Consider the following 22,587-nt stretch of genomic DNA (forward strand, 5'->3'; position numbering starts at 1 on the left):
CAATACAATTTAATTATATCAAAAGGAGGGATTTAATGGCTTTAGAAATGAGAAATACATGCGAAAAGTGCAATAAGAAACTCCATAATAGCTCTGTTGCTTATATCTGTACTCATGAATGTACATTCTGTGATAAATGTAGTGAAAGTGCGATGTATATTTGTCCTAACTGTGAAGGAGAACTAGTTAAAAGACCAAGGGGCAAAGAACATTCGTTAAGTTGCTCACTGAGCTTATCATAAATCTGGATACAATACTGTATAGATAGTGCAGTCAAAATAGCTACGATCAATGGGGGGCATTCAACAGCGAACCGCAACGGGTTTAAGTACGAAATAAATTATAAAGCATCATAGTGAAAGTAAGTCTACATGGTCATTGCAGTGTTGGACACTTTTCAATTGTCAGAAATGCAGAAAAAGACTTGTTTCGTCCCATACATTGTTCTTATAGGTAACAATTACACGACGACAAAGATTTTTAGAGTACTGAAAATCGAATTCAGTAATCGGTTGATTTATAGATAAAACAAAAGGTAAACTAAAATAAAGCCCTAAAAGTGTTTAATCGATGCTTCTTAGGGCTTTATTTCTGCCAACCATTGTGTCTCAATCGTTTTTTATTAAGCAGGAAAGCCTCCCGTTGGCGGTGGCCATGCTCCGTTTAATCTTCTCATAATGACAATTTCACCTAGATGATAGCTGTTGTGAGAAGCAATATTACGCAGTAATCCCCCTGGGGTTTCACTTGGCCAAGCATCCAGAGGTTCTTCGATTGCTAATGTATCAGCCAAGTGACAAGCTTCGTCAATTCCATCACAAAAATGCTGGATCGTCTTTTTCCATTCTTCCTCATCAGATGGAGCTGGATGTTCGGGCCAGCTTTCACTTACACTTTTCGGTCTCTCAGGGTTTTCTCCTTTAGCAAGAGCAAGTAAAAAGTCTTGCCAATAGCTCATATGCTTCACTAATTGATAAATAGAGTAAGGTAATTCCTTTTGTTTATGTGAAGCAAGTTCTATACTAATATCGGTTATTGCATTAATTGTTGGAAGATGACCTCTTTCACCTCTGAGTGATTTGATAAGTGCATCACGAAATGCTGTATTTGTTTGTGTCATGTTTTTCAGCCTTTCTTCTTCAAAGTCATACGCTTTTAACAGTCTAACACAAATCAGTTTAATATATGTACTTCCGCGATTTTGGAAATATGAAAACCCTTACTAAATACTAGTTGAATAGTAAATGCCCAATATAAGAATACGAGATCTTCGCTTAAACATCTTTGTGTGTCAAAAAGCCTTTAGTATAATAACCCCTGTAATAATAAGAGTAACGGAGATAATCTTTCTTTTGTTTTTTGATTCTTTAAATATATAAATGCCTAACAGTGTTGTACTAGCAATCGTTAGCCCTGCCCATATAGCAAAAACAATACCCATTTCGAAATAGTGTGTTGTTAGAGAAATGAAATAAATACAAGCAATGAACAATAAGAATGCACCTATTGTGGGAAAAGTTTGTCTAAAGCCTTTAGATAGTTTTACACACATTTGTCCTGCAATGCCCAAAACTAAACCAATCGTTAAGAATATGTATCCCATTACGCCGTCATCCTTTCTTTAGAGCTTCCTTTAATGTTAAGAGAAACTACACCGATTATAATAAGAGAAACTCCTAAGATTTTAGATAAAGAAATAGTTTCATCAAAAAAAACAATACCTGTGACAACCACAAGTACGGTTGCTCCTCCAGCATATAACGCACTTGCTACTCCTACTTCACCTTTGGCGTTAAGGAGCATATAAGCAGCAATCGAAGAACAATAAAACAGTATGGCAAAAACAGTCGGAACAAAGTTTGTGAATCCATTCGTAAGATTAAGAAAAAATACTGCAATTACCTCTAAGATAATGGCAAGAGACAATAATAAATAAAACAATTGGATTTCCTCCTTTCAGTAGCCTCATTTTAAGAACTTTACGTAATTGCTACTAAATAATTGCAGTAGCACTCGGATGTCATTATTTTATCTAGAGCCTGATATCTTGTAAAATAATGATAAATGATTGTAGATATCACTATTATTAATACCTAAATGAATGTAAGTGGAAAGGAGAATGTTTATGGAAGTAGAAGATATACGCATATTTATGGCTGTAGCAGAATACGGCAGTGTAAGTCTTGCTGCTGATAAGCTAGGTTATGTCCAACCAAATGTAACAGCACGTATTCGATCTCTTGAACGGAAAATTGGACACCCATTGTTTCATCGTCACAGACGTGGAATGACATTAAATGTAGAAGGCCGAAAACTTTTAACGTACGGAGAACAAATGATGCGGCTGATGGATGAAATACAGAAAGCATTTCAAGATGAGCATAACCTTGTCGGATCATTATGTATTGGATTAGTTGAAACGGTAGTAGGGTTTCCTGAAATCATTTCTTCCTATCATAATAAGCACAAAAATGTGGATATTTCTCTAGTATCAGGAGTAAGTACACAATTAATAGAGAAAGTTCTTAAGTTTCAGCTAGACGGGGCATTTGTAGCAGAACCAGTAAATGTGTCAACGCTTGATCAAATTCCGGCTTTTGATGAAGAAATTGTACTTGTATGCAGCGCAAATGAGAACGGTAAGAAACAGATTCAGTCTGCTAGAGAGTTACTACACTTACCATTTATCTTATTTAATGAAGGCTGCCAATATAGAGAAAGGCTACAGCAGTGGTTAAAAGAAGAGCAAATCGTATCGCCGAAAATTATGGAATTTGCTACACTCGAAACGATTATGGGGACAGTAGTTTCTGGCCTTGGTGTGACACTTATAGCTCGGTCATTAGCGGAAAGATATGAGAGGGAAGGATTAGTACAGCTCTTTTCAATACCTGAGCCTTACAGAGACCTTAGGATTGTATATGTTCGTCGTTCCGACTCCTATCTAGGAGTAACTGAACGTGAATTTATAAAGACAATCAGCGAGGTAAGAGAAGGGAAAAATCAGAAATAAACAGACTGTTTTTTCATAAAGAGCTTTTTTATTTAGCCTATGTTTAGTATGAATATACCAAGTGTTAATTTGAGCAGTAAAAGTGAGTTTTTTAATATCTAAAGAGGATTACGCTGCTTAACTTTTTATATGGTATACATCTAAAACATGTGTAAAGGAGCAGCTACAGTGAAGATAGAGGACAAAAAATTCGCGGAACGAGTACTGAAGCACTTACTTATTAGCAGTCAAATAGATGGCTTGAAATTTGGGCTTAATAGCTCTGTAACTCTATTGTATTTTACTAACTATAATAAAAAAGATGATAGTGATTTTGTATTGAATATCGAAACAACTTGGACTGTATATCCTGAAGCCCGCGATACATACCCATCATCAGAGGATGAAGTGCCTTTGCATACAGAAGAGCAATATTTTAAGCATATTTGGGATATCAGGAGACAAAAAGTAGTAGACGTTCAGCTGGATGCCGTATCGCCTCATCTTATCATTTCTCTAGAATCGGGGAGAGTATTATTTGTGAACGGTCATGATCCTGACTATGAATGCTGGCAATTAGGAGACCCTTTTGCAGGAAGTGATTGGCTTTTAGTTGCAGCTCCGGGTGATGACATAGCTGTTTGGTGTCCTGAGGAGTTTGAATGAGCGTTATGTTAACTATTCTTACATGTTGTATACAGAGAAATTACTAAGGGAATTGTTAAAATAGAATATGGAGGAAAATGCATGAATACGATCTTAGAGAGCTTTTATGACTTAAAGGAAATACTGAGTTCTTTTAATAACCTTCATGAAAAGTACAATTGGCTGTTGACTGATTTAGATGGATCTTTTCCAGATAAGTATCTTGATTACTTTACTGACTACAGAATTTACAACAATGGAACGAGCGGCAATACATATTGGATTACAGGTGAAAAACTCACGAAGCTTGCTAATAAAGAGGACATATATTTTATATGGGGAGTTTTTTCTGCCTTTGATAAGCAAGAAACTATAAATTTAGATAGATTTAAAGAAGGGCCTTATGCTGATGGTAATCCGGATTTTTGGATTGAAACACCAACACTTCAGCACCCTAAAGCAATTATAGAATTAGTTTTTTGGGACTCATCTTTAATTTTACTTCTAAGCAAGGACGAAGAAATATCTAGAAATCTTAGAACCAAGTTTACAAAATGGAAAGACCTAGACAAGTATAATAATAAATAGCTTCATGACGTACATGTACTATCGGAGGATTAACTAACTAGAAGTAGGAGGGAAAAGCTGATGATTGATAATAGGCTACGAAAGATAAAGAATCATGAAATCGATAATTCTTTATCTGAACTTACTGATACGGAAGTTTTATTAAATTTTCAGCGTGCCATTACCAGCTTATATCCCCATCTAATACGCATACATGCTCATGCTTATGAATCATGGGATGATATTGTCATCCCTTTATTTTATGAAATGGTTTATAAAACTTTTTCGTTTAAATATGGCGTTGAGATTATGGCAGATGAAGCACACCCTTTTTTATTTACTTTAAGGTGCTACAAAGGCGTTCATCATATCCAATGCCTTCCCAAAGCGTCATCGTTGCAAGGGATATTGAATAATGAGAAATTTGGCGTTAGTAAAGAGAACTTGGAAGGGAAAAAGCTTATTTTTAAGTCTTTTGGCGATAGTATTAATTGTTTAACAATGGGGCTAGATAGTGAGGATGCTCATGCTGTTCATTTTAATCTGGTTGAGGTAGATGTAGTATGTGCTCAGTCTAATAAATGTATTGATATTGACGGGTGTACTACATTTTTTATTCATAAAGACGATGTAGAATATGAATTTGTCGCTGAAACTTTTAACCAGAAGTTGCAAAAATAAAAAAGTGTCAAAAGAATATCAGCAAGATAATCAGAAAAAACCTTTTAAAATTACTAATGTTAAAGTAAAAGTAGTTAATGACAAAGGTTTGGTAGGATCTACAATAATAGAAGAGAATGGAAAAGAGAAAGAAATTGTGCCTCTTGCTCTTTACTACGATATGAAAATTAAGCACTATAGTGATAAAACCCTTATTGATTTTGATAAAGACGATTTAGATTTTAAAATTTTACCCGATAAAGAGCTAATAAAGGCCTCTAAGGATGCTATAGGGGTTAATATTTTTGATGACGAGAAAGGTCTTGATGGATTAGGAAGAGGATCAGGATATGGGGATTTTAATAGAAATAGAACTGGTAAAATAAATGTAAGTTATGACTTAGGATTCACCACTAATTCCAGAGGGCTGCCAGTGGCTCCTAGTAAAGAAAAAATAAAGATGATTAAGGAAAATGCTTTAAAAGGTGTTTTAGTAGTCATTAAAAATAAAAAAGAAATAGACCGCTATAACCTTAATGCCATAAACAAAATAGATTAATACATCCTATTTATTTAGCTACTTACCTAGAAAGCTTTAACTGCAAATAAAAGGAGAAAAGTATGAGAGAAGCAATTAAATCAAAAGTAGATAAATTAGTGGGCTTAAATCTAAGATACATAGGGAGAGCCTCAAATTTATTTTGGCTTGGATTTGGAGAAAAGATTTTAGTAACCAGAAGGAGGAAAACGGAAGAGGTAGCTGAATACGCTTTACATATTCAATGTTCTTGGCGTATTGCCAAAGGTAATAAAATTATAGTAGGCTCACGGGATTTCTATTCTCCAAGAACAGACTTGGAGAATGAAAATGAGCACTTTGAATGGGATGTCCAAGGAAATAATCGATTCGATGAAAGAATTAAATCGATTATAGAAGATATAAACCAACATACGATTGTAGAAAGATTTGAATCAGACGAAGTAGGAGGGCTAAAAAGCTTTTTATCTCAAGGTTATTTATTAGAGGTGTTTCCGGATACGTCAGAAGACGATGAATATAGTAAGTTCTGGAGACTTTTCAACCGAAAGGAAGACAGCTCTCACTTTGTTGTCACAGGAAATGGTATTGAAAACGAGTAATCTTATAATTAAAGAAACGAAAAAAGCACAAACCCGTTGATAATAAACGTTTTTGTGCTTTTTTCTTATTTTATAGTTGAGTTACATATAATCATAAGCGGAATCATCAAAATAGAGCCAGTGATAATATTCAACCTGCGGATCTGTCATTTTTAAAACTTCTTCTTCATTGAATTTTTTATACTCAACTAATTTCTGTACTTTAGAATTTCTTTCCACTTGGCTCATTTTAAATCCTCCTTATAGTTTGAAAAGTAACAATGTATTTAAATATAGAAAGCGTTTTCTTTTTTCTTATTTTTATTATATATCTCAATATGAGATTAAAACAATATCAATTATAGATGATTTTTCAAAAAACAATATAGAAATGGTATTTAAGCTACATAGCCGGTATTTATCACCACTATTCACACCGACGGAGTTTGCCCAGTATTTATTAAAACATAAAATTTTTATATCTATACACCTTATTTTTTTATAAAAAACTTACACATATGAACAACTATGTTTATTTAGCTGGACCCTACTGCTGCAAGGGTTCTTTTTTGTGTTTGATTTCCATAGGAGTGTTTATGTTAACTAGCTATATTTTGTCCATTTTGACTATTTAACTATGGCACAGTGGGGAAGGGTTTCATTAATTTTTAAGGAATTAATTATTAGCAGCGATAAAATGAAGCATGGAAGAACTTATTAATTATTGTTACATGTAAATATAAATATTTATTCTGAAAGGGGCTGGGACTATGAATGTTTCTATCCTAAATAACTTAATGAGAAAAATAAGTACCTAAAAAGGACAAAGGGGAGTTCAATCAATGGACAGAAATAAATACTCATCAATTGCCCACAGAGAACATTTATTTAGTAACCCGATAAGTGAAATTAAAATCAATAGAATTATTGATTTTCTTCAGTTAGAACCTCATGCAAAAGTGTTAGATATCGGGGCTGGGAAGTGTGAATTGTTAATACGTTTAGTTGAAAAGTATGGCATTGAAGCAACAGCCGTAGAGTCATATGAAGGTTCTATTTTAGGGGCAAAGCAACAGGCCCAAAAAAGAATTCCTGAAGAAAAAATTACGTACATTGTACAAGATGCCAAACAAGTGATAAGTGAATACGTCAATCATTTTAATGTAGGAATTTGTGTGGGTTCTGCTCATGCTTTGGGGAGCCTAGAATTAACGTTACAAGCTCTTAAAAGAAACGTCAAAAAGGGCGGCTTTATTCTAGTAGGAGAAGGGTACTGGAAAAAGAAACCTAGTCAGGAATATTTAGATGCACTTGGTGGAGCGGATGAGTCAGAATTAAAAAAACACCATGAGAATGTTTTTATCGGAGAACGTATGGGGCTCGTGCCGATTTGGTCAGTTGTTGCAAGTGATGATGATTGGGACGAATATGAAGGACTATATGCTATGTCTATGGAAAAATATTGTTATGAAAACCCGAACGACCCTGATTATCATAGTATGTTAAATGAAATTAGATCATGGAAACGTACTTATCTTACATGGGGCAGAGATACTTTAGGATTTGGACTTTATCTGTTTCAAAATCAATAAATTTTAACATGAGATTACTTCCATTATTGAACAAGAAATTTGAGCAAGAGGTGAGGATAAAAAAGAAGAATGATCTTACAGGTTCTGGTTTTTATATAGGAAGCATTTTGATCTCTTCGTTGACTTGGCTTCTTTTTCTATTGGTATATATCTTACTGTTAGGTTTCAAGGATTTGCACCTTAAGGAATATTTATATATACAAAAAGAATCCTTTGCCGATATGGGCAAAGGATTTTCAAGTTTATTGGAATAGGGGGAATATGCTATTAGTCTGTCCAGTTTTATAGATTAATATGCTGGCAAGATAAAATATTTATCATTTGTAAATAAAGTAATTTAAGTAAATGTTAAAGCATCTGAGAAATATAAAAAGCTTTATCATTTATATTTAATGGCGACAAAGAGGTTGTTTTTCTATAAAGGGAGTAATAACTAACCCTGTTATTTACCTATATAAACGTATTGAATTTACTTATTAAAAAGAAAACTGAATAAAAATTCAGTTCTTTTGGTCTGGTTATTTTATTGATTATTTTGAGCCTTCTTTATTATAAAAAATAAAGAAGATTGCCTTCATATTACATAAATAAAGATCTAAACTATTCTATTTCGAATAAAAATCATTATAAAATTTAACAAATAATATTTATCTCATTATTAAATTGAAATTTATGTAAAAAAACCAATAAATTTTATTAACTTGAAATTTGGTAGTATTGGCATTTCATTATACTTCGAATATTCATTATATTTATCATACAGAAATATGCATTTGGTTTTTTCTGTATATAGCATATTAAAGTTAGGAGGGATTAGGAAAGCTGAGTATAAACGCCCCATTGTAAAAACAGAAAAAGTACTAACATAAGTAATAAAAGTGGATTCATCCATTGGTTTACAAGCCGGTATTGGCTGTTTCATCAAGGTTTTACGCAGGGGCTGTTAATATTACTCTAATTTTTCTTACTAAAGTACCTAAATTAAAATAATACGGGAGTGAAGAATTTGCGAGTAAAACTTTGTCTTTCCGCACTATGTTGTCTTTTTGCTGTGATGGGATTTATACCAGTTTCTACGGGCGCGGCGTATGCTGAAAAAGAGTATACGATTAAGTCGTATCACTATTTAACTGTGGATGGAAAAGATGTGAATCTCCAGGCTAAAGCGAATAACATTTCCGACACGGACATAAAAGTAACCATGGTTCTACCTAAACAGAATAAAAATGGTGATTGGTTGGCATATGGATTTACGAGCAGGGAAGCTTTGAACGCATTTATTGAAAAAGATAAACAGAAACTTCAAAACAAAGTTAATATGATGGGCAGTGGTTCCTGTTGTACCGATTTCTATGAGTCTAAAAATAAAGGTGGACAGTATATTTATTGGAGAGACGGGTTTAAAAATTTGCCCTCGAGCTGGAATGACAGAATTTCATCCTTAAGTACGGCATCACCTTCTTCAAGCTATTCCACGACGCTGTGGGAGCACACTTCATCTCAAGGGTACGGGAAAGGAGTTTCCTTTAGACACTCCGATTGGTATGGTAAAACTGCTAATATGGCGTCGGATTGGGACAACAAGGCTTCTGCAATCGAAATTAAATAATAGGTGATTGCCAAGGGCTGGGCTAAAGATTTTTTGTTATTATTATTGCTTATTTCCTAAAGACACCATTATGATAACTAGCTCTATAAACTAAAAATAAAGCTAGCTGTGTTAAGCTAGCTTTATATTTTTTATGCTGTTTTGCAGAGTGATAAATTTCAACTGTCGTTCACTTTGTTATAAAAACTCTTTAGCAATTTCATCATATTACGCCCCGAAGTTCTTGACATTTGATGATGGTCTTCATCATCACGCGTACTCAGGTACCAGCTTCCCTTGTCATCTTCATTTAATCTATATACCTTATTGGTTCTACTATCTGTATAAAAGTTTCCATCCTTCAGTCTCAAACAATCCCCCCTCTACCACGTATCTATCCTGTATTATGCCCAAGATATCAATTTTATGAAAAAATTTATATACACAAAAACAGCAGGTTTCTTGATACGCTTATTATTTTGTATGTAATCTACAGAGGTGCAAAAATGGTGAAAGTCCATTGAATTTATGTGCTGCTAGTAAACTTCAAATTAGGTCTTTTTTTGATACATATTTTTCGATTTTGAAGTTTTCTCTGCTTTCCTATATTTGCTATCTTCGGTTCTGTGTGTTACGCTTAGGTTAATTATTTTTGTTCGGTGTAGAATTGAGAGAAGAGAAATCTCTTCCATAGAAATTTTCATCTTAAGATAGTATGGTTGGACAAGGGTAGTAATACAAGTGTGGAGTATTCCACACCAGGAGGCAATATTATGGAACAAGGTACAGTAAAATGGTTTAATGCAGACAAAGGTTTCGGTTTTATCGAAATTGAAGGCGGAGACGATGTATTCGTACATTTCAGCTCTATTCAAGGCGAAGGCTTTAAATCATTAGAAGAAGGTCAAAAAGTAACGTTTGACATCGAGCAAGGCCAACGTGGAGCACAAGCTGCTAACGTTCATAAAGTAGCATAATTAAAATGAGTAAAAAAGACTCCACCTAGGAGTCTTTTTTTTACTTTTGATTTCACTAGCTAGCAAAAAACATATTATATTATATTTTAAAATCTCGTTATAATAGAAAAACCAGAGTTTTAAGTCTGGTTTCTGGGTAAAACGAAGGGTACAAGGTATGGACTAGTTATACCATACACTAGAAATACAAAGTAAATATGACATGTTGGTTAAGAAGTTTACTTTCAGTTAAAGAAGTGCCGTAAGTTTTTTATAGATTTATACAAAAGACGGTCATAAATTATTTTTGATGGGGATTAGAAGACGCCTCTAAAAGCCGTTCTCCTGATTTCATTTTATAGCCACACAAAGGACACTTTTGATGATTTTGATAAGAGAAATTTTTTCTCATCCAACCATTACATTCTTCTGATTCACATTCCCAAATCTCTATTCGTTCTTTAGGTAAGGGCTCTTGATTTTTCTTCCTATGGTTATAATACATAACTACATCATCCCTCCTCCTAAATAGTATACCTTTTAAAAAAGAAATGGTAAGAACCATATCTTTCTAAATTAAACCACACTTTATACATCCTATAAAAATTTATAAATACACGAAAGCGCGGATAAAATAAGGCATGAAGTCGCTTTGTATAAATACGCTAAAATAAGATGTTCGTGAATAATAAGACTGATTTCCAATGCGCAGAAATGAATAAATAACAGCTCTGGTTAAAGAGTACTTTTCTCATTTCTGAATTTAAGTAAGAGAAGGAGCACGAAAAAATGAAAAAATTTTCTGATTTTAATTTAAGCAAGGATATTGAAAAGGCCGTTCATAACTTGGGTTTTGAAGAGGCTACGCCGATTCAGGCTGAAGCTATTCCGATAGCTATAACGGGTAAAGATTTAATTGGACAAGCTCAAACCGGTACTGGAAAGACAACAGCTTTTGGCATCCCCCTTATAGAGCGGGTTGAGCTTGGTGAAGAAGGGATTCAGGGAATAGTTTTAGCACCGACACGTGAACTGGCTATTCAAGTAGCTGAGGAGCTAAATCGAATTGGGCAGGTAAAAGGAGTTAAAACGCTACCCATTTATGGAGGGCAGGATATTAATCGTCAGATCAAAGCTCTTAAAAACAGACCGCATATTATCTCGGCAACCCCAGGACGCCTTAAGGACCATATGAAAAGAAGAACCATTCGTTTAAATCATATTCGTACAGCTGTTCTGGATGAAGCAGATGAAATGTTAAATATGGGCTTTATTGAAGATATCCAAACGATTCTTGGTGGCATCTCTTCTCCCCATCAAACCTTACTATTTTCAGCAACCATGTCGAAGCAAGTACAAAGTCTAGCTCAGAAATTTATGAACGCTCCTGAACTCGTAAAAGTAAAAGCGAAGGAGCTAACGGTAAAGAACATTGAGCAGCAGTATATGGAAATTCCAGAGAATCGAAAATTTGATGTTCTTTGTAATCTCGTAGACCTTCAATCGCCAGACCTTGCTATTGTGTTTGGACGCACAAAAAAACGTGTGGATGAACTTGCTGAAGGGCTAAAAAAGCGTGGGTATGCAGCAGAAGGCATTCATGGAGATCTTACACAATCCAAACGTGCCGATGTGATTCGTCAATTCAAGAATCATACGATTGAGATTATGGTTGCAACCGACGTTGCAGCAAGAGGGCTTGATATTACAGGTGTTAGCCATGTCTACAATTTTGATATTCCTCAGGACCCTGAAAGCTATGTTCATCGTATTGGCCGAACAGGACGGGCAGGTACTAAGGGATTGGCAGTTACATTCATAACTCCAAGAGAACGTAATCACTTAAAAGTGATCGAAGATGTCACCAAAACCAAAATGTCTAGAAAGTCACCTCCTACTTCTAGTGAGGTAATGGCAGGGCATCAGGAAGCAATCATTCACCAGGTTTTGACCGCTATTGACAAAGGGGAGTTTGTGGAATATAAGCCAATGGCGGAAAAGTTATTAGAAGAAGTGGATTCTGTTTCTTTACTGTCAGCCACTTTAAAGCTCTTAACAAAAGAATCAAATATGACCCCTGTCCAATTAACTGAAGTGGCACCGCTTCGTAATAAAAAGGCAAAAACAGAACGTAAGAGAAATAGGGGTAGAAAAGAAACAGCAGGCCGCAAAAAAACGTATAGAAAATAATCCCTGATTACTTTTGATGCGAGAAAGGATAAGGGCTATGAGTGAGAAATTATTTAGTAATGGGGAAATAGTAAATATAAGAGTATCGAGTGAATCAGTGACAATCTTAAAAAGTCATTATGTAAAAAACATGAACTATAATTATTGATGAATAAGTTTTGATATAAAAATCTTTTTAAGAAAAAACAGACTCTGAAAATAGAGTCTGTTTTTTCTTATGGTTTTTTATGCTTTATTTACGTTTGTCGCTTGTGGTCCGCGTTGCCCCTGTTCGATATCAAAAGTCACTTCTTGACCTTCATCCAAGGATTTAAAGCCTTCACCTTGAATAGCTGAGAAGTGAACAAATACATCTTCTCCACCTTCACGCTCGATAAATCCAAAACCTTTGTCAGCATTAAACCATTTCACTTTACCGTGTTCCATTTTTTGTTGCCTCCTAAAATATAGAAAATAAACCAGATTATCATTAAATCTAGCTTATTTATTATATTATCCCAATAGAGACATCTTAAACTTAAATTAATGTGATCTTTCCAACTTTCTTTATCATTACTCACTTCATTAAAAAAGGTGATTGGGGTATGACGATCTACATCATCATGAGGTTCTCGTGCAAAAACTTCAAAATATTTATAAGTGATCTTTTACACACGGAAATGATAGAAGTGAAAAATTAGCCAATGCCCATGCAATCGTTATAGGCATTGTATTTATAAATATGAACCTAAATTAGATGAGAGAGCATTATGAGACCCGTCTATCCAAAAGAAAGGGAAGTTCACTCAAAATTTTTAAAAAATAGTGGTGTAAAAATAGATTCTATTAGATAAAAATCTATGTACCTTTTTCATATAAATACAACCTTCGCACGAGCATCCCTAAACTTGTTTACAAATAAAAAATGACGCCGTTGGAGGCGCCATTTTTTATAGAACAGAGAAGGACACACCCTATGCACGGGCGGTACTCTTAACACATCGTCTTGATTTGATAATACCCAGTGTTTAAATTTAATAAACCTTTTTTTGGTATGACGAGTTATGGAGAATATCTACATGTACCTTTTTAGTGAACATAAGGTTTTCTGGAGGCATCAATCAAAAGAGTTCTTACAGGTACAGTTTTTCATGAAGAAATTTCAAATAATTTCAAGCGTTCTACTGGAGATTATTTATTGAATTTCTCTGGAAACTGCTTCACAACTCCCGCAGATATAGTATCTGCCATTAAGATGATATGTGAGACTCCTTCATCAATTGCAACGATTCTTGCTTCCCAATCTTTTTCTAAGCTTGCAGATAAATCATTTGTCACTAATTTTAGATGCATATACAGTAATTTTTTCAAATCTTCATTTTTCAAATAAGGGTTAGCCTGGCTAAGGAACGCTGCTATGTCATCAGCATTTCGATACCATTCTTTGTTTAATTGATTCACCAAGGCTTTCTTTCCCGTTTTAGCCGCATCTACAATTTTGCCAGCAATCACAATATGTTCTTTAAGCAAAGCTGTAAGTTTGTTCCCAGCTTTCTCTCCGTATATCGGCTTCACAGCATTCCCGATATCTTCCTGATTTTTTAATAGCCTTGCCAACACCTGTTTTTGGTCTTCTGATCCTGCTGTTGTTGCACTTGTAATATAATTACTTGTCCATAATACATGATCCATCCAAAGTCTTCTGAATTCATTTTCAAACGTTACCTGAGATTGACTAACACGATATTCTTGTGCTTCAGCACGAGCACTACTTGGTTCAACCAGCATGTTTAGCGAAAATAACATAATAAACCCCATCCATAATAATCTTTTCATAAAAACTGCTCCTTCCAATTTATATGAGTATTCGTCTTATTATTTGTATATGGGATTTTTTACATTCCTTAAAATGTTACTTTCTAATAATAATTCTTGATAGAGTATTGTCACGCTCCCAATCAGCTTACACGGATGAAAGGTTGACTCATCCAGTTATTTATACATTATCTAAAAAATGTATTTAACATAAGAACCTAATGGTTACACTAGAAACAATAGTTAGTGAGTATGATTTCATTCCATATATTTACGATTTCGGTTAGTTAAAACTAGAAAAGACAAGATAAGAATTAATGAGCTATTTCTTTCACATAAGCTTGTCAGAATACTATCTAAAGAGAGGTCGAACAATATGAAAGTGACAGACACACTTGTTCAATGTTTAGAAAATGAGGGAGTTGAATATATTTTCGGAATACCCGGTAAAGAGACATTGGATTTTATTGATTCTTTATCCAAGTCTAAACAGATTCAATTCGTGAATGTGCGGCATGAGCAAGGAGCTGCTTTCATGGCAGATGTATACGGAAGGTTAACAAACAAGGTAGGGGTATGTTTGTCAACATTAGGCCCTGGAGCTACTAATTTATTGACGGGAATATCTAGTGCAAAGCTAGACCACTCTCCTGTTGTAGCATTAACGGGACAGGCTGCTTTGGGGAGACAACATAAAGAATCACATCAATATATGGACATTATTAAAATGGTAGAACCGGCAACGAAGTGGCGTGTTCAAATAAAAGATTCACAAACGCTTTCTGAGATTATTCGAAAAGCATTTAAAGTTGCACAAATGGAAAAGCCAGGACCCGTAGTAGTAGAATTGCCAGAAGACTTAGCAACTCAAATCGTTCCCATTAAACCTATTTCACCTACATCTATGCCCGTAAGTATACCTATAATGGAGTCAATTCAGGCTGCTAATACTCTTATTAAGCAGTATGAGAGACCTTTTGTTATTATCGGTAACGGCGTTGTTAGACAGGAAGCCGTGGATGAGCTTCACCAATTTATTGAACGCCTTCAATCACCGGTTACCCATAGTTATATGGCTAAAGGTGTATTATCTAAAGATCATCCCAAAAATTTCTTTACGTTTGGATTTAATGAAAAAGATGAAGTGCTCCCAGGCTTAAAGGAAGCTGACCTACTTATTGTAATGGGGTTTGATTTTGTCGAGAAGTTACCCAAAGAATGGAATACGGAAAAAACACCAATTTTACATATAGATACTTTACCGGCAGAAATAGATGAATATTATCCTGTAGAAGTCGAATTGGTTGGAGATATAAAGCAAACTTTACGCGTATTCAATCAGCTGGATATCCCTTCTAAACCGTGGATACCCTCTGGCAATCTTCAGAAACAAATTAAGCAATCCTATCATATTGAAAAGAAAGAGATAGATACTAATTTACTACCTTTGACAATTGAGAATATCTTGCACAGTATTGACAAGCTCTCTTCAGAGGAAACAATTGTGATTTCAGATGTAGGAGCTCATAAAGTATCTATAGCCCGAACTTATCAACCCAAAAACGCTAACAAGTTCATTATATCAAATGGTTTAGCTTCCATGGGTATTGCTTTACCAGGTTCAATTGGAGCTAAACTGGCCTGCCCTAATGATCCAGTTATTTGTATTACTGGAGATGGAGGAGCTTTAATGAATTTTGCAGAAATAGAGACGGCAAAGCGCTTAGGGCTTTCATTCATCATTATTGTTTTAAACGACTCTACATTAAAAATAGAGCAGGAAATGATGAACAAAAAGTTTGGTAAGAGCTATGGAGTAACTTTTACAAACCCAGATTTTGTTCAATTGGCAACTAGCTTTGGAATTAAAGGAGAACGGGCAAATAGTTTAGTTGAATTTGAAAATATAATGAAAAAAGCCTTAAAAAATTCAGATGAGATTGTCCTAATTGACGTTCTTCTAAAAAACTAATTGCGATTTCTTCATTATTTTAAAAGAAAATAAATGTTTTTAATTTTTTTAAATAAGCTAAGCTGAGCTCAACCCAAATCCAACTGTAAAGGAAAGTAAATACAAAAATTAAACCAGTAGTACAAACAGAAAAATTATTGGAAATCACGGGACCTAGCACTGGGAATTTGAAAACGCACAATAAGGTCATAATCCCAACAGTTAATAGGGTAGCACCACTTATAATAATGTACAATCGCTTTTTAAAAAAGTAAAAAGCAGCTCCTATGCCTATTCCCAATATTCCTGTTGTAAAAGGAAAAATAATAAGTTCACTTGGCTGGATAATCAGAAGAAGCAGGTTTGTTAGTATATAGGTAATAAACCCTAGAGGGAGCGAAAGTACAAAACAAAAAAGAATGGGTGCAGTAGATAATGGACTAATGAACATTCCTATTCCTGGTAAGAAACCTCCTGCTGATTGAAAAAGGGCTGCTAAGTTGGCGAAAAGAGCGCCTGATACAAGCTGCTTAGTTTTAGATAATCTATTAAAAAGAAGCTGCGCAGATTTTACTTCATTTGAAAGAGACTTTAAAAAGTACATGAATTTCACCTCGGTTAACTGTATTTACATTATAAGGGGGGGTAAAGATTAATTTAGACCACTGCCCGATATATCAACTCTTACGTGTAATATATAAAGAAATTAAGAGGGAGGACTAATAAGTCGCATTTATTTTTATAGAGATAGGTCGTACTTTCTAAAGGTATGGTACTGTAGCCCATAAAATGAATCTTTTATGGGCTTTATTGATTAAAGGCTTTTTTATTTTCTAGAAAGTTCATTTGCTCATTCCTATAAAATAGCTGGTGAAAAAATTAAGCTATAATTTTTGGCGGGAAATTAATGTTTAGTCGAATTTTATAAGTGTAAATCATGGAACAATTTCAAAAACAGTACCTTGATTAAAGTCAGACACTTTCATAGAGCCATAAACTCCTAAATAAAGCCTGGTTTGATCCAGGTTCGTTCCCAAACTAACGTAGTAAGCTGATTGAGAACCAAAATTATAATCAATTTCCACAATATTAAAATCATTTAGCTTACAATCTGTACCTGCCTTGGTATAAGCTAAAACTCCTCTAACTGGGGATTGAGATTCTTTAATCTGGGCAATATCCGTAAACATAACGCTTCCTGTTAAGCTAGGGATTTTGTTTCCCATATATGGCTGAACTCCTGTAAGGGAGGTCCCTCCAAATTTATTAGGGCGGGGATCTTTGTGAAAATAACTAGTTAAAGGCTGAAGACGTCTCGCTGAAGTTTTTACTGCTTCATTGTAATAAGCAATTATTTTCTCATCCAAGGCCGGATTTTCAGAACACCTTTTTATAAATGAAGTTGGAAAATCTCCTTCCCATCCCCGCCATCCAAGGTTAATAAATCCTTCTTGGTTGGGTTTAGCTCTCATTAATGAAGCTTGAACAAGTTGAGGAACAGGTATTGGCTTATAATGAACAAATGAAAAAATAGACTCTACTACGTCTTGTCCCACGTTTCCCACATATTTGATGTACTGACTATAAAATTTTTGAAATGAAATGCCCGTTATATTGCGAACTCCTTTGGCAATGAGCGTAAGGGTTTCTTGAATAGGTGAAGGGAGTTCATTAAAGCGTGTGACTGCGGGTGGATTATGGATGAATGTATTCTTACTTACATCAATTTCAATTATTTTTCCGTAAATCTCCATATCATCCTGACTTAAATTAAAGGGGTCATATCCTGATCCGCCATCTCCGATTGTTAAGATAAGTTTTCCAGTTTCAGGTGAAAAGTTTAAGCTGTTAACACCATTATGATTAAAAAATGGTCTTCTTAAGTTAAGTAACGTCCGTCTTTTTTGAGGTTGACCATTTGGTTGGAAAATCCATTCTTCCACTGTATCAATATGATCATATTTAGTTTCTCTATTTATCCACTTTAGTTTTGAAGTTTTAGAATCACACGGGTTAGGCTTAAAATGTTCGGAAAGTGCACCTGGTCCTTGTGTTCCAGCTACGGAGTAATGAAGATAAAACAGACCGTTATAATAAAATTCTGGATGAAACGCTAGCCCTAGCAACCCTCGTTCATCATATCCACCGCGAGAAACACCTGGTTCAGAAGTACCCAATTTTATGATTTTTGAGCGAATATCTAAAAAAGTCTGTATAGCTTCATCCCTTATATAAAAGATCTCTCCTACTTGGGTTGCAATAAATAAGCTTTCAAATGAGTCACCCGGAAGTATAGCTGTTTTCAAAACGGTAGGTAAATTTATCTTACTAACAATAGGCCGTAAGCTAACCTTAGCTTTTATCAACTAACTTAACACTCCTTTTTAATGTTTTCTCTTATAAGAATATGATTGGAACTGTTCCATTAGTATCAATACTATTTTGTAAAGTGCGGTAATTTGATTGAGAGACGTAATCGAGAAGTGCTGGTTAAGCCTGCTATTTTCTTCTCTCAGCACTCAAGATTCTCCCAACGTTCATAACTATTTGTGACTTCCCAAAATTGAAATTAAGGAAAAATAATAATTAATTCACAAAAAATAGTGATATTATTTTATGAATTGGAAAAGAATATGACTTGTGAAAGGAGTGAATGCAAATGTCTATGAAAAACTGGTTAACGGGATGGGTTGTTTTGTTTGCGATGGTTATCGGTGTGATAACTTCAGGGTCACTCGGCGCTTTGGCCGAATCCGACGTGGTAAGACAGCAAGCCATGGAGGTTCAGTTGAACGATGATTACTTCAATCCAGAAACCATCACTATCCCGAGTGGAAAGACGATAACATTGATATTGAAAAATGAAGGTCAGAAAGAGCATACCTTCACAGTAGAAAAACTCGGTATTGACGCTGAAGTCCAGCCTGGAAAAGAAAAAACCATTACCGTGAAACCACAAAATCCCGGTACATATGAACTGATATGTAGGTATCATTTTAATAGTGGAATGGTAGGGAAAGTGATAGTCAAATAACAAGCAGGGCCAATTAAAAGTAATCGCTTTCATTTTTTTGCTTTCCCTAAATCATTTGATAGGTTATAATAAATATCTACAAAAATATTAAATGATATGTAAGTAACAAGCAATTACACCCTTAATATTTAACTAAAAAGAAAAACTCTCTTAAGGCATTAGGGGAGTTTTTCTTTTTTATGTATACCATGTAAGGGAAAATTCACCATAATAATAGGGCGAACTCACTTTTCAATTCTAACTAATGTTTTTTCCGGCATGTCAATATCATCAATGTCAAAGTAATGGATGTTTAACGTTAATTTCCTCTCTTGTTCTTCAGCTTCTTCCCCTATCCAACAACTATACAACTCAAAAAAGTCTCCTGACTTAAGATAGCGGTCCATCAATTTGCATAGTGCAATCAGTTTCTCTTTTGATTCTTTACGCCTGCTCTTATTCATATACTCCGTAATTTCAATTCCCCAGTCGCTTGCAACTTCATAAACATAAAGGGTAGTAAATTGATGTTTCTTTACGTTCAATCGATTTCTTTCATCTGAAAAGCAGCTCCCAATAGTAACTAAATCATCTAATTCCTTATTAATAGGTAATTCTACGTTTGAACCTATGTAAGTAGCTAAACTCATTTGTATTCACTCCGTTCCTCATCTAAATAACCGATTAAATTTTGTAAAACTAACCTAGTTTGTTAACATCCTAAGAAATACATCCTGTTATCAAAAAGGTTTTTCACTAAACTCTATTACAAATAATCGAGTTTTATTCAAGTTTCACTATTATTCTGCTTAATGAGTAGGCTACGAAATGTTTATATACCTGTAAATGGGGGATTTACCATATAAGAACATTGATACTTAATTGGAAGGAGAATGAAAAATGAACAATAATACTAAAACCGTTGAAAATAAAGTAGAGGATAAACTAAATGAAATGAGTCAAGAGAAGAAAGACAACATCCTTTCTAGTTTTAACGAATTTAAAAGTTACTTAGGAGATAAAGTCACAAAAGGTGAGAAACTAGGGTTAAATGATAATCAATTAGCTCTAGCAGCTAAAAAAATAGCTGACTATCTCGCAACCCATGAGGAGCCACAAAATGAAGAGCAATACTTGTTACATGAGTTATGGAAAGTTGGAAACGAGGAAGAACAACATCATCTTGCTCATATGCTTGTTAAATTAGTCAAAGAATAATCTACATCAATTATAGATTGCTTTTTGCCATTATTTATTAGGGATCAAGTGTATTCAATCAACATAGCAAAGAGCCACTTGCGTAAAACAAGTGGCTCTTTATAATGGTTAAGTGTCAGGTAATATCGTTGCAAAAGTAAGAATAAGCCGAAATCGAAATATGTTATCTGCAAACCCTTCTATTGTCAACTTAATAAAAATGCATAACTACAGAAAAGAAATAAAGGTTGGTTATTTCCTTGTCTTTTTATTCATTTTTTTTAGAATCTTCTTGGTAATGCTCATTTAAATATGGGTTCTCTGTCGTAGCAAAATTAACAGATTGAAGGCTAGTTTCAGGATCCATTCCGTAATAGCCTTTTAGTTGCGCATTTTCTAGCTCGCCACTTCTGAGTTGTGGTTCTTTTTTCTCTTTCATGCTGCACCTCTTTTTTCTTATAAATAAAGCTTACAGAAATATGGTATCAGTTATTGGGTTCTATTTGGAGATGGAAGAAAAGAATGTAAAAAACTACATTCTTTCTTTCCGACTTTTTATTTTTCTTCTAAATCAAGGACTGGAACCATACGGTCTTCATCATGTGTTCCTCTCGCATGAACGGTAGCCATACTTGATGTTTCATCTACACTTTTAATCCAAATAGGAACTCCGTGGTAATGAACATCAATTTCCTTGGGGGAAGAAAGAATTTGTTTAGCTCGATTTATTTCCATGTTATCACCTCATTTTTTAGTATGTCCCTGTGATACATCAATTAAAAGATAAAGCTATATTTCCTCAACAATAACTTGACTACATTCTATAACTCACTTCGTCAAAAATTAATCTATCCTTTAACCTTGCAAAAATCGAACATCAATGGGTTTGCTTAACCTCATTTTATTCTTTAATTCGAATACGTATAAATACGAAAAATGAGCACATACTGTACCTAATCAGATTTCTCCTTTTGCTGACGAATCGTTTCTCCTTTAATATGTTAAGTTTACAAAAAACACCTGTCTTTACAGGTGTTTTTTTTTTTTTTTTTTTTTTTTAGAAAATACATTAATTTGTATACAAACTAAGTTTTATTTTACTTCTAGCAGGGGAATAAAATAGTGAATTAAATCGGAGAGGATGAGGGATTTATGATAGAGATGGAGGTAAAGAACCTTCAAAGGTCAGAACCTAAATTTAGAAAGGCTGAATCAGAATACTTAAATAAGGCAATCGAAGAATATTTCGTTCGTCGTACATACCATAATGCACCAGTAGTTGATGCACTTCGATATGTACTAACGATTGATAATAAAAGGGAACGTTTAGAAAGTGCTGTTGAACTTTTTGGAGATAATATCAAAGAAGTAAATAACCAAGATATTATAAACTATTTAAATCAATGTAGATGTTATAAGGAAATAAGAGATATAGTCTAAATTTGATGCTATTTTATGAAAAAATGTATTGTTCATAAATAACCAAAAGGGGATTGGAGATATGAACTATAAACAAAAGGATTATTATATTAGCGCAAAAGAAAATGAATATTATAAAGTACTAAATGTAGTCGATTATATGTTAGAGGAAGCAAAAAGCAACAATAAATATCCTATATGGGGTGAAAAGCTAAGAACTGAGTTAAAAGAAAGTGCTGGCAACAATCTTACTCCATGGCATTTTAATACAATAATATCCGTACTTTTAGATTACGTACCTGATGAAGTAAAGAATAAACCTAATGCTAAGTCACTCTAAGCGGGTGGCTTTTTATGGTGTGCATAATATGTAAGTTAAAACATGTGGTGAATAGCAAAAAGAAAGGTGGAATAGTAATATGAGTGATACTGAGATTGTGGGTTTGAGTCAATAATCCGGAGGCATTCTCTAAAAAATAAGTGTAAGGACTTAATTACATGGTGTCCATAAAATTATACTTAAATGATTCTTGCGTGAAAGGAAATTTACTGTTATATTAAATGCAATTAAATATTTTCTTATTTCAATATTTTTTGAAGTGAGGATAGAGGCGCAAAGATCATAAGTATACAATTTGAGGAGAATGAGATCCAATGACAATTGTGGAAAGGGGTATTTGCCGAAGCCGAAAGAATCTCATGTTCTTGAAGCTGGTTCTGCTGTTGAATAAATACAGAACTGTCATATGGGAAACTGTATGGAGGGCTATCTTACGCACGGAAACTATTTTTGATAAATATTGTTTCTACTGCAGCAACGAATCCCTCGTTGCTGCTTTTTTGCGTTTCTTATGAATGGCCCTAACCCCTCTAATTTTAAAAATTTTATAAAGGGTGTGTAGTT

At 34.3% G+C, this 22,587-nt stretch carries 29 protein-coding genes and 1 riboswitch; of the genes, 16 read left to right on the top strand and 13 right to left on the bottom strand.

Going from position 1 to position 22,587, the window contains the following annotated elements; all coding sequences use genetic code 11:
• The first annotated feature begins 35 nt into the window (after positions 1-35).
• Entirely contained in the window at positions 36-242 is a 207-nt protein-coding gene (locus ACOZIR_RS17850; protein WP_080890125.1) for a DUF1272 domain-containing protein, read from the top strand.
• A 380-nt stretch (positions 243-622) separates the two neighbouring features.
• Here ACOZIR_RS17850 and ACOZIR_RS17855 read toward each other — a convergent pair whose 3' ends face one another.
• From ACOZIR_RS17855 to ACOZIR_RS17865, 3 genes are all read right to left on the bottom strand, one after another.
• Positions 623-1,120, bottom strand: coding sequence for a DinB family protein (locus ACOZIR_RS17855; protein WP_045289841.1), 498 nt, complete (start codon positions 1,118-1,120; stop codon positions 623-625).
• Between the two features lie 171 nt (positions 1,121-1,291).
• Positions 1,292-1,603, bottom strand: a complete 312-nt coding sequence (locus ACOZIR_RS17860; protein ID WP_045289840.1) for a DMT family transporter — start codon at positions 1,601-1,603, stop codon at positions 1,292-1,294.
• The gene (locus ACOZIR_RS17865) at positions 1,603-1,941 is read right to left on the bottom strand and encodes a DMT family transporter (RefSeq protein WP_045289839.1); all 339 of its coding nucleotides are present in this window, start codon (positions 1,939-1,941) and stop codon (positions 1,603-1,605) included. Before ACOZIR_RS17865 ends, ACOZIR_RS17860 begins: the two co-directional genes overlap by 1 nt.
• A gap of 184 nt (positions 1,942-2,125) precedes the next feature.
• Between ACOZIR_RS17865 and ACOZIR_RS17870 the strand changes: the two genes are divergently transcribed.
• From ACOZIR_RS17870 to ACOZIR_RS17895, 6 genes are all read left to right on the top strand, one after another.
• A complete protein-coding gene (locus tag ACOZIR_RS17870; RefSeq protein WP_045289837.1) occupies positions 2,126-3,013 on the top strand; it encodes a LysR family transcriptional regulator in 888 nt (295 codons plus the stop codon).
• 168 nt (positions 3,014-3,181) lie between these two features.
• Positions 3,182-3,658 (top strand): hypothetical protein, encoded by a 477-nt coding sequence (locus ACOZIR_RS17875; protein ID WP_080890124.1) that lies wholly within the window; start codon positions 3,182-3,184, stop codon positions 3,656-3,658.
• Positions 3,659-3,739: 81 nt separating this feature from the next.
• Positions 3,740-4,225, top strand: coding sequence for a hypothetical protein (locus ACOZIR_RS17880; protein ID WP_045289833.1), 486 nt, complete (start codon positions 3,740-3,742; stop codon positions 4,223-4,225).
• 60 nt (positions 4,226-4,285) lie between these two features.
• Positions 4,286-4,885, top strand: a complete 600-nt coding sequence (locus ACOZIR_RS17885) for a hypothetical protein (protein WP_045289831.1) — start codon at positions 4,286-4,288, stop codon at positions 4,883-4,885.
• Between the two features lie 4 nt (positions 4,886-4,889).
• Positions 4,890-5,423, top strand: coding sequence for a hypothetical protein (locus ACOZIR_RS17890; protein WP_160297350.1), 534 nt, complete (start codon positions 4,890-4,892; stop codon positions 5,421-5,423).
• 62 nt (positions 5,424-5,485) lie between these two features.
• A complete protein-coding gene (locus tag ACOZIR_RS17895; RefSeq protein ID WP_045289826.1) occupies positions 5,486-6,004 on the top strand; it encodes a hypothetical protein in 519 nt (172 codons plus the stop codon).
• An 81-nt stretch (positions 6,005-6,085) separates the two neighbouring features.
• Here ACOZIR_RS17895 and ACOZIR_RS17900 read toward each other — a convergent pair whose 3' ends face one another.
• A complete protein-coding gene (locus ACOZIR_RS17900) occupies positions 6,086-6,232 on the bottom strand; it encodes a BH0509 family protein (protein WP_014460666.1) in 147 nt (48 codons plus the stop codon).
• Positions 6,233-6,825: 593 nt separating this feature from the next.
• On the opposite strand from ACOZIR_RS17900, the gene ACOZIR_RS17905 reads away from it, so the two are divergent.
• Together ACOZIR_RS17905 and ACOZIR_RS17910 are read left to right on the top strand one after the other, a co-directional pair.
• A complete protein-coding gene (locus tag ACOZIR_RS17905; RefSeq protein WP_045289824.1) occupies positions 6,826-7,575 on the top strand; it encodes an SAM-dependent methyltransferase in 750 nt (249 codons plus the stop codon).
• A gap of 1,006 nt (positions 7,576-8,581) precedes the next feature.
• A complete protein-coding gene (locus ACOZIR_RS17910) occupies positions 8,582-9,184 on the top strand; it encodes a hypothetical protein (protein ID WP_375156333.1) in 603 nt (200 codons plus the stop codon).
• Between the two features lie 158 nt (positions 9,185-9,342).
• Here the strand turns inward: ACOZIR_RS17910 and ACOZIR_RS17915 are convergent, their stop codons facing one another.
• On the bottom strand, positions 9,343-9,534 hold the full coding sequence (locus ACOZIR_RS17915) for a hypothetical protein (RefSeq protein WP_045289820.1): 192 nt from the start codon (positions 9,532-9,534) through the stop codon (positions 9,343-9,345).
• A 402-nt stretch (positions 9,535-9,936) separates the two neighbouring features.
• Here ACOZIR_RS17915 and ACOZIR_RS17920 point away from each other — a divergent pair, with 402 nt between their 5' ends.
• Complete coding sequence (locus ACOZIR_RS17920) at positions 9,937-10,140, top strand: cold-shock protein (protein WP_013056405.1); 204 nt, start codon at positions 9,937-9,939, stop codon at positions 10,138-10,140.
• A gap of 280 nt (positions 10,141-10,420) precedes the next feature.
• On the opposite strand, the gene ACOZIR_RS17925 is transcribed toward ACOZIR_RS17920, so the two are convergent.
• Positions 10,421-10,624 (bottom strand): cold-shock protein, encoded by a 204-nt coding sequence (locus tag ACOZIR_RS17925; protein WP_045289817.1) that lies wholly within the window; start codon positions 10,622-10,624, stop codon positions 10,421-10,423.
• 284 nt (positions 10,625-10,908) lie between these two features.
• On the opposite strand from ACOZIR_RS17925, the gene ACOZIR_RS17930 reads away from it, so the two are divergent.
• On the top strand, positions 10,909-12,309 hold the full coding sequence (locus ACOZIR_RS17930) for a DEAD/DEAH box helicase (protein WP_045289815.1): 1,401 nt from the start codon (positions 10,909-10,911) through the stop codon (positions 12,307-12,309).
• A gap of 225 nt (positions 12,310-12,534) precedes the next feature.
• Here ACOZIR_RS17930 and ACOZIR_RS17935 read toward each other — a convergent pair whose 3' ends face one another.
• Positions 12,535-12,735 carry a cold-shock protein gene (locus ACOZIR_RS17935; protein ID WP_013056409.1) on the bottom strand — a complete coding sequence of 67 codons (201 nt, stop codon included), beginning with the start codon at positions 12,733-12,735 and terminating at the stop codon, positions 12,535-12,537.
• Between the two features lie 744 nt (positions 12,736-13,479).
• A complete protein-coding gene (locus ACOZIR_RS17940; protein ID WP_045289813.1) occupies positions 13,480-14,124 on the bottom strand; it encodes a hypothetical protein in 645 nt (214 codons plus the stop codon).
• A 355-nt stretch (positions 14,125-14,479) separates the two neighbouring features.
• Here ACOZIR_RS17940 and ACOZIR_RS17945 point away from each other — a divergent pair, with 355 nt between their 5' ends.
• Positions 14,480-16,075 carry an acetolactate synthase large subunit gene (locus ACOZIR_RS17945; protein WP_340141424.1) on the top strand — a complete coding sequence of 532 codons (1,596 nt, stop codon included), beginning with the start codon at positions 14,480-14,482 and terminating at the stop codon, positions 16,073-16,075.
• A 19-nt stretch (positions 16,076-16,094) separates the two neighbouring features.
• Here the strand turns inward: ACOZIR_RS17945 and ACOZIR_RS17950 are convergent, their stop codons facing one another.
• The gene (locus ACOZIR_RS17950; protein WP_045289811.1) at positions 16,095-16,658 is read right to left on the bottom strand and encodes a hypothetical protein; all 564 of its coding nucleotides are present in this window, start codon (positions 16,656-16,658) and stop codon (positions 16,095-16,097) included.
• A 331-nt stretch (positions 16,659-16,989) separates the two neighbouring features.
• Positions 16,990-18,420 (bottom strand): PQQ-dependent sugar dehydrogenase, encoded by a 1,431-nt coding sequence (locus tag ACOZIR_RS17955; RefSeq protein ID WP_045289809.1) that lies wholly within the window; start codon positions 18,418-18,420, stop codon positions 16,990-16,992.
• A gap of 293 nt (positions 18,421-18,713) precedes the next feature.
• Here ACOZIR_RS17955 and ACOZIR_RS17960 point away from each other — a divergent pair, with 293 nt between their 5' ends.
• Positions 18,714-19,088, top strand: a complete 375-nt coding sequence (locus ACOZIR_RS17960) for a cupredoxin domain-containing protein (RefSeq protein WP_045289808.1) — start codon at positions 18,714-18,716, stop codon at positions 19,086-19,088.
• A 224-nt stretch (positions 19,089-19,312) separates the two neighbouring features.
• On the opposite strand, the gene ACOZIR_RS17965 is transcribed toward ACOZIR_RS17960, so the two are convergent.
• Complete coding sequence (locus ACOZIR_RS17965) at positions 19,313-19,717, bottom strand: hypothetical protein (protein ID WP_045289806.1); 405 nt, start codon at positions 19,715-19,717, stop codon at positions 19,313-19,315.
• A 250-nt stretch (positions 19,718-19,967) separates the two neighbouring features.
• Here ACOZIR_RS17965 and ACOZIR_RS17970 point away from each other — a divergent pair, with 250 nt between their 5' ends.
• Positions 19,968-20,285: a DUF3243 domain-containing protein gene (locus tag ACOZIR_RS17970; RefSeq protein ID WP_028410038.1), complete on the top strand. Its 318-nt coding sequence runs from the start codon at positions 19,968-19,970 to the stop codon at positions 20,283-20,285.
• 247 nt (positions 20,286-20,532) lie between these two features.
• On the opposite strand, the gene ACOZIR_RS17975 is transcribed toward ACOZIR_RS17970, so the two are convergent.
• Positions 20,533-20,703 carry a hypothetical protein gene (locus ACOZIR_RS17975; protein ID WP_169746647.1) on the bottom strand — a complete coding sequence of 57 codons (171 nt, stop codon included), beginning with the start codon at positions 20,701-20,703 and terminating at the stop codon, positions 20,533-20,535.
• Positions 20,704-20,819: 116 nt separating this feature from the next.
• Positions 20,820-20,999 (bottom strand): H-type small acid-soluble spore protein, encoded by a 180-nt coding sequence (locus tag ACOZIR_RS17980; protein ID WP_013056420.1) that lies wholly within the window; start codon positions 20,997-20,999, stop codon positions 20,820-20,822.
• A gap of 417 nt (positions 21,000-21,416) precedes the next feature.
• On the opposite strand from ACOZIR_RS17980, the gene ACOZIR_RS17985 reads away from it, so the two are divergent.
• Together ACOZIR_RS17985 and ACOZIR_RS17990 are read left to right on the top strand one after the other, a co-directional pair.
• The gene (locus tag ACOZIR_RS17985) at positions 21,417-21,704 is read left to right on the top strand and encodes a hypothetical protein (protein ID WP_045289804.1); all 288 of its coding nucleotides are present in this window, start codon (positions 21,417-21,419) and stop codon (positions 21,702-21,704) included.
• A gap of 61 nt (positions 21,705-21,765) precedes the next feature.
• The gene (locus ACOZIR_RS17990) at positions 21,766-22,023 is read left to right on the top strand and encodes a hypothetical protein (RefSeq protein ID WP_028410040.1); all 258 of its coding nucleotides are present in this window, start codon (positions 21,766-21,768) and stop codon (positions 22,021-22,023) included.
• A 258-nt stretch (positions 22,024-22,281) separates the two neighbouring features.
• A riboswitch (Lysine riboswitch) is annotated at positions 22,282-22,460 on the top strand.
• Positions 22,461-22,587: the final 127 nt, after the last annotated feature.

This window comes from Priestia sp. D3YE.R1 (assembly GCF_049199565.1).
In the GTDB taxonomy this organism is placed as follows: domain Bacteria; phylum Bacillota; class Bacilli; order Bacillales; family Bacillaceae_H; genus Priestia; species Priestia aryabhattai.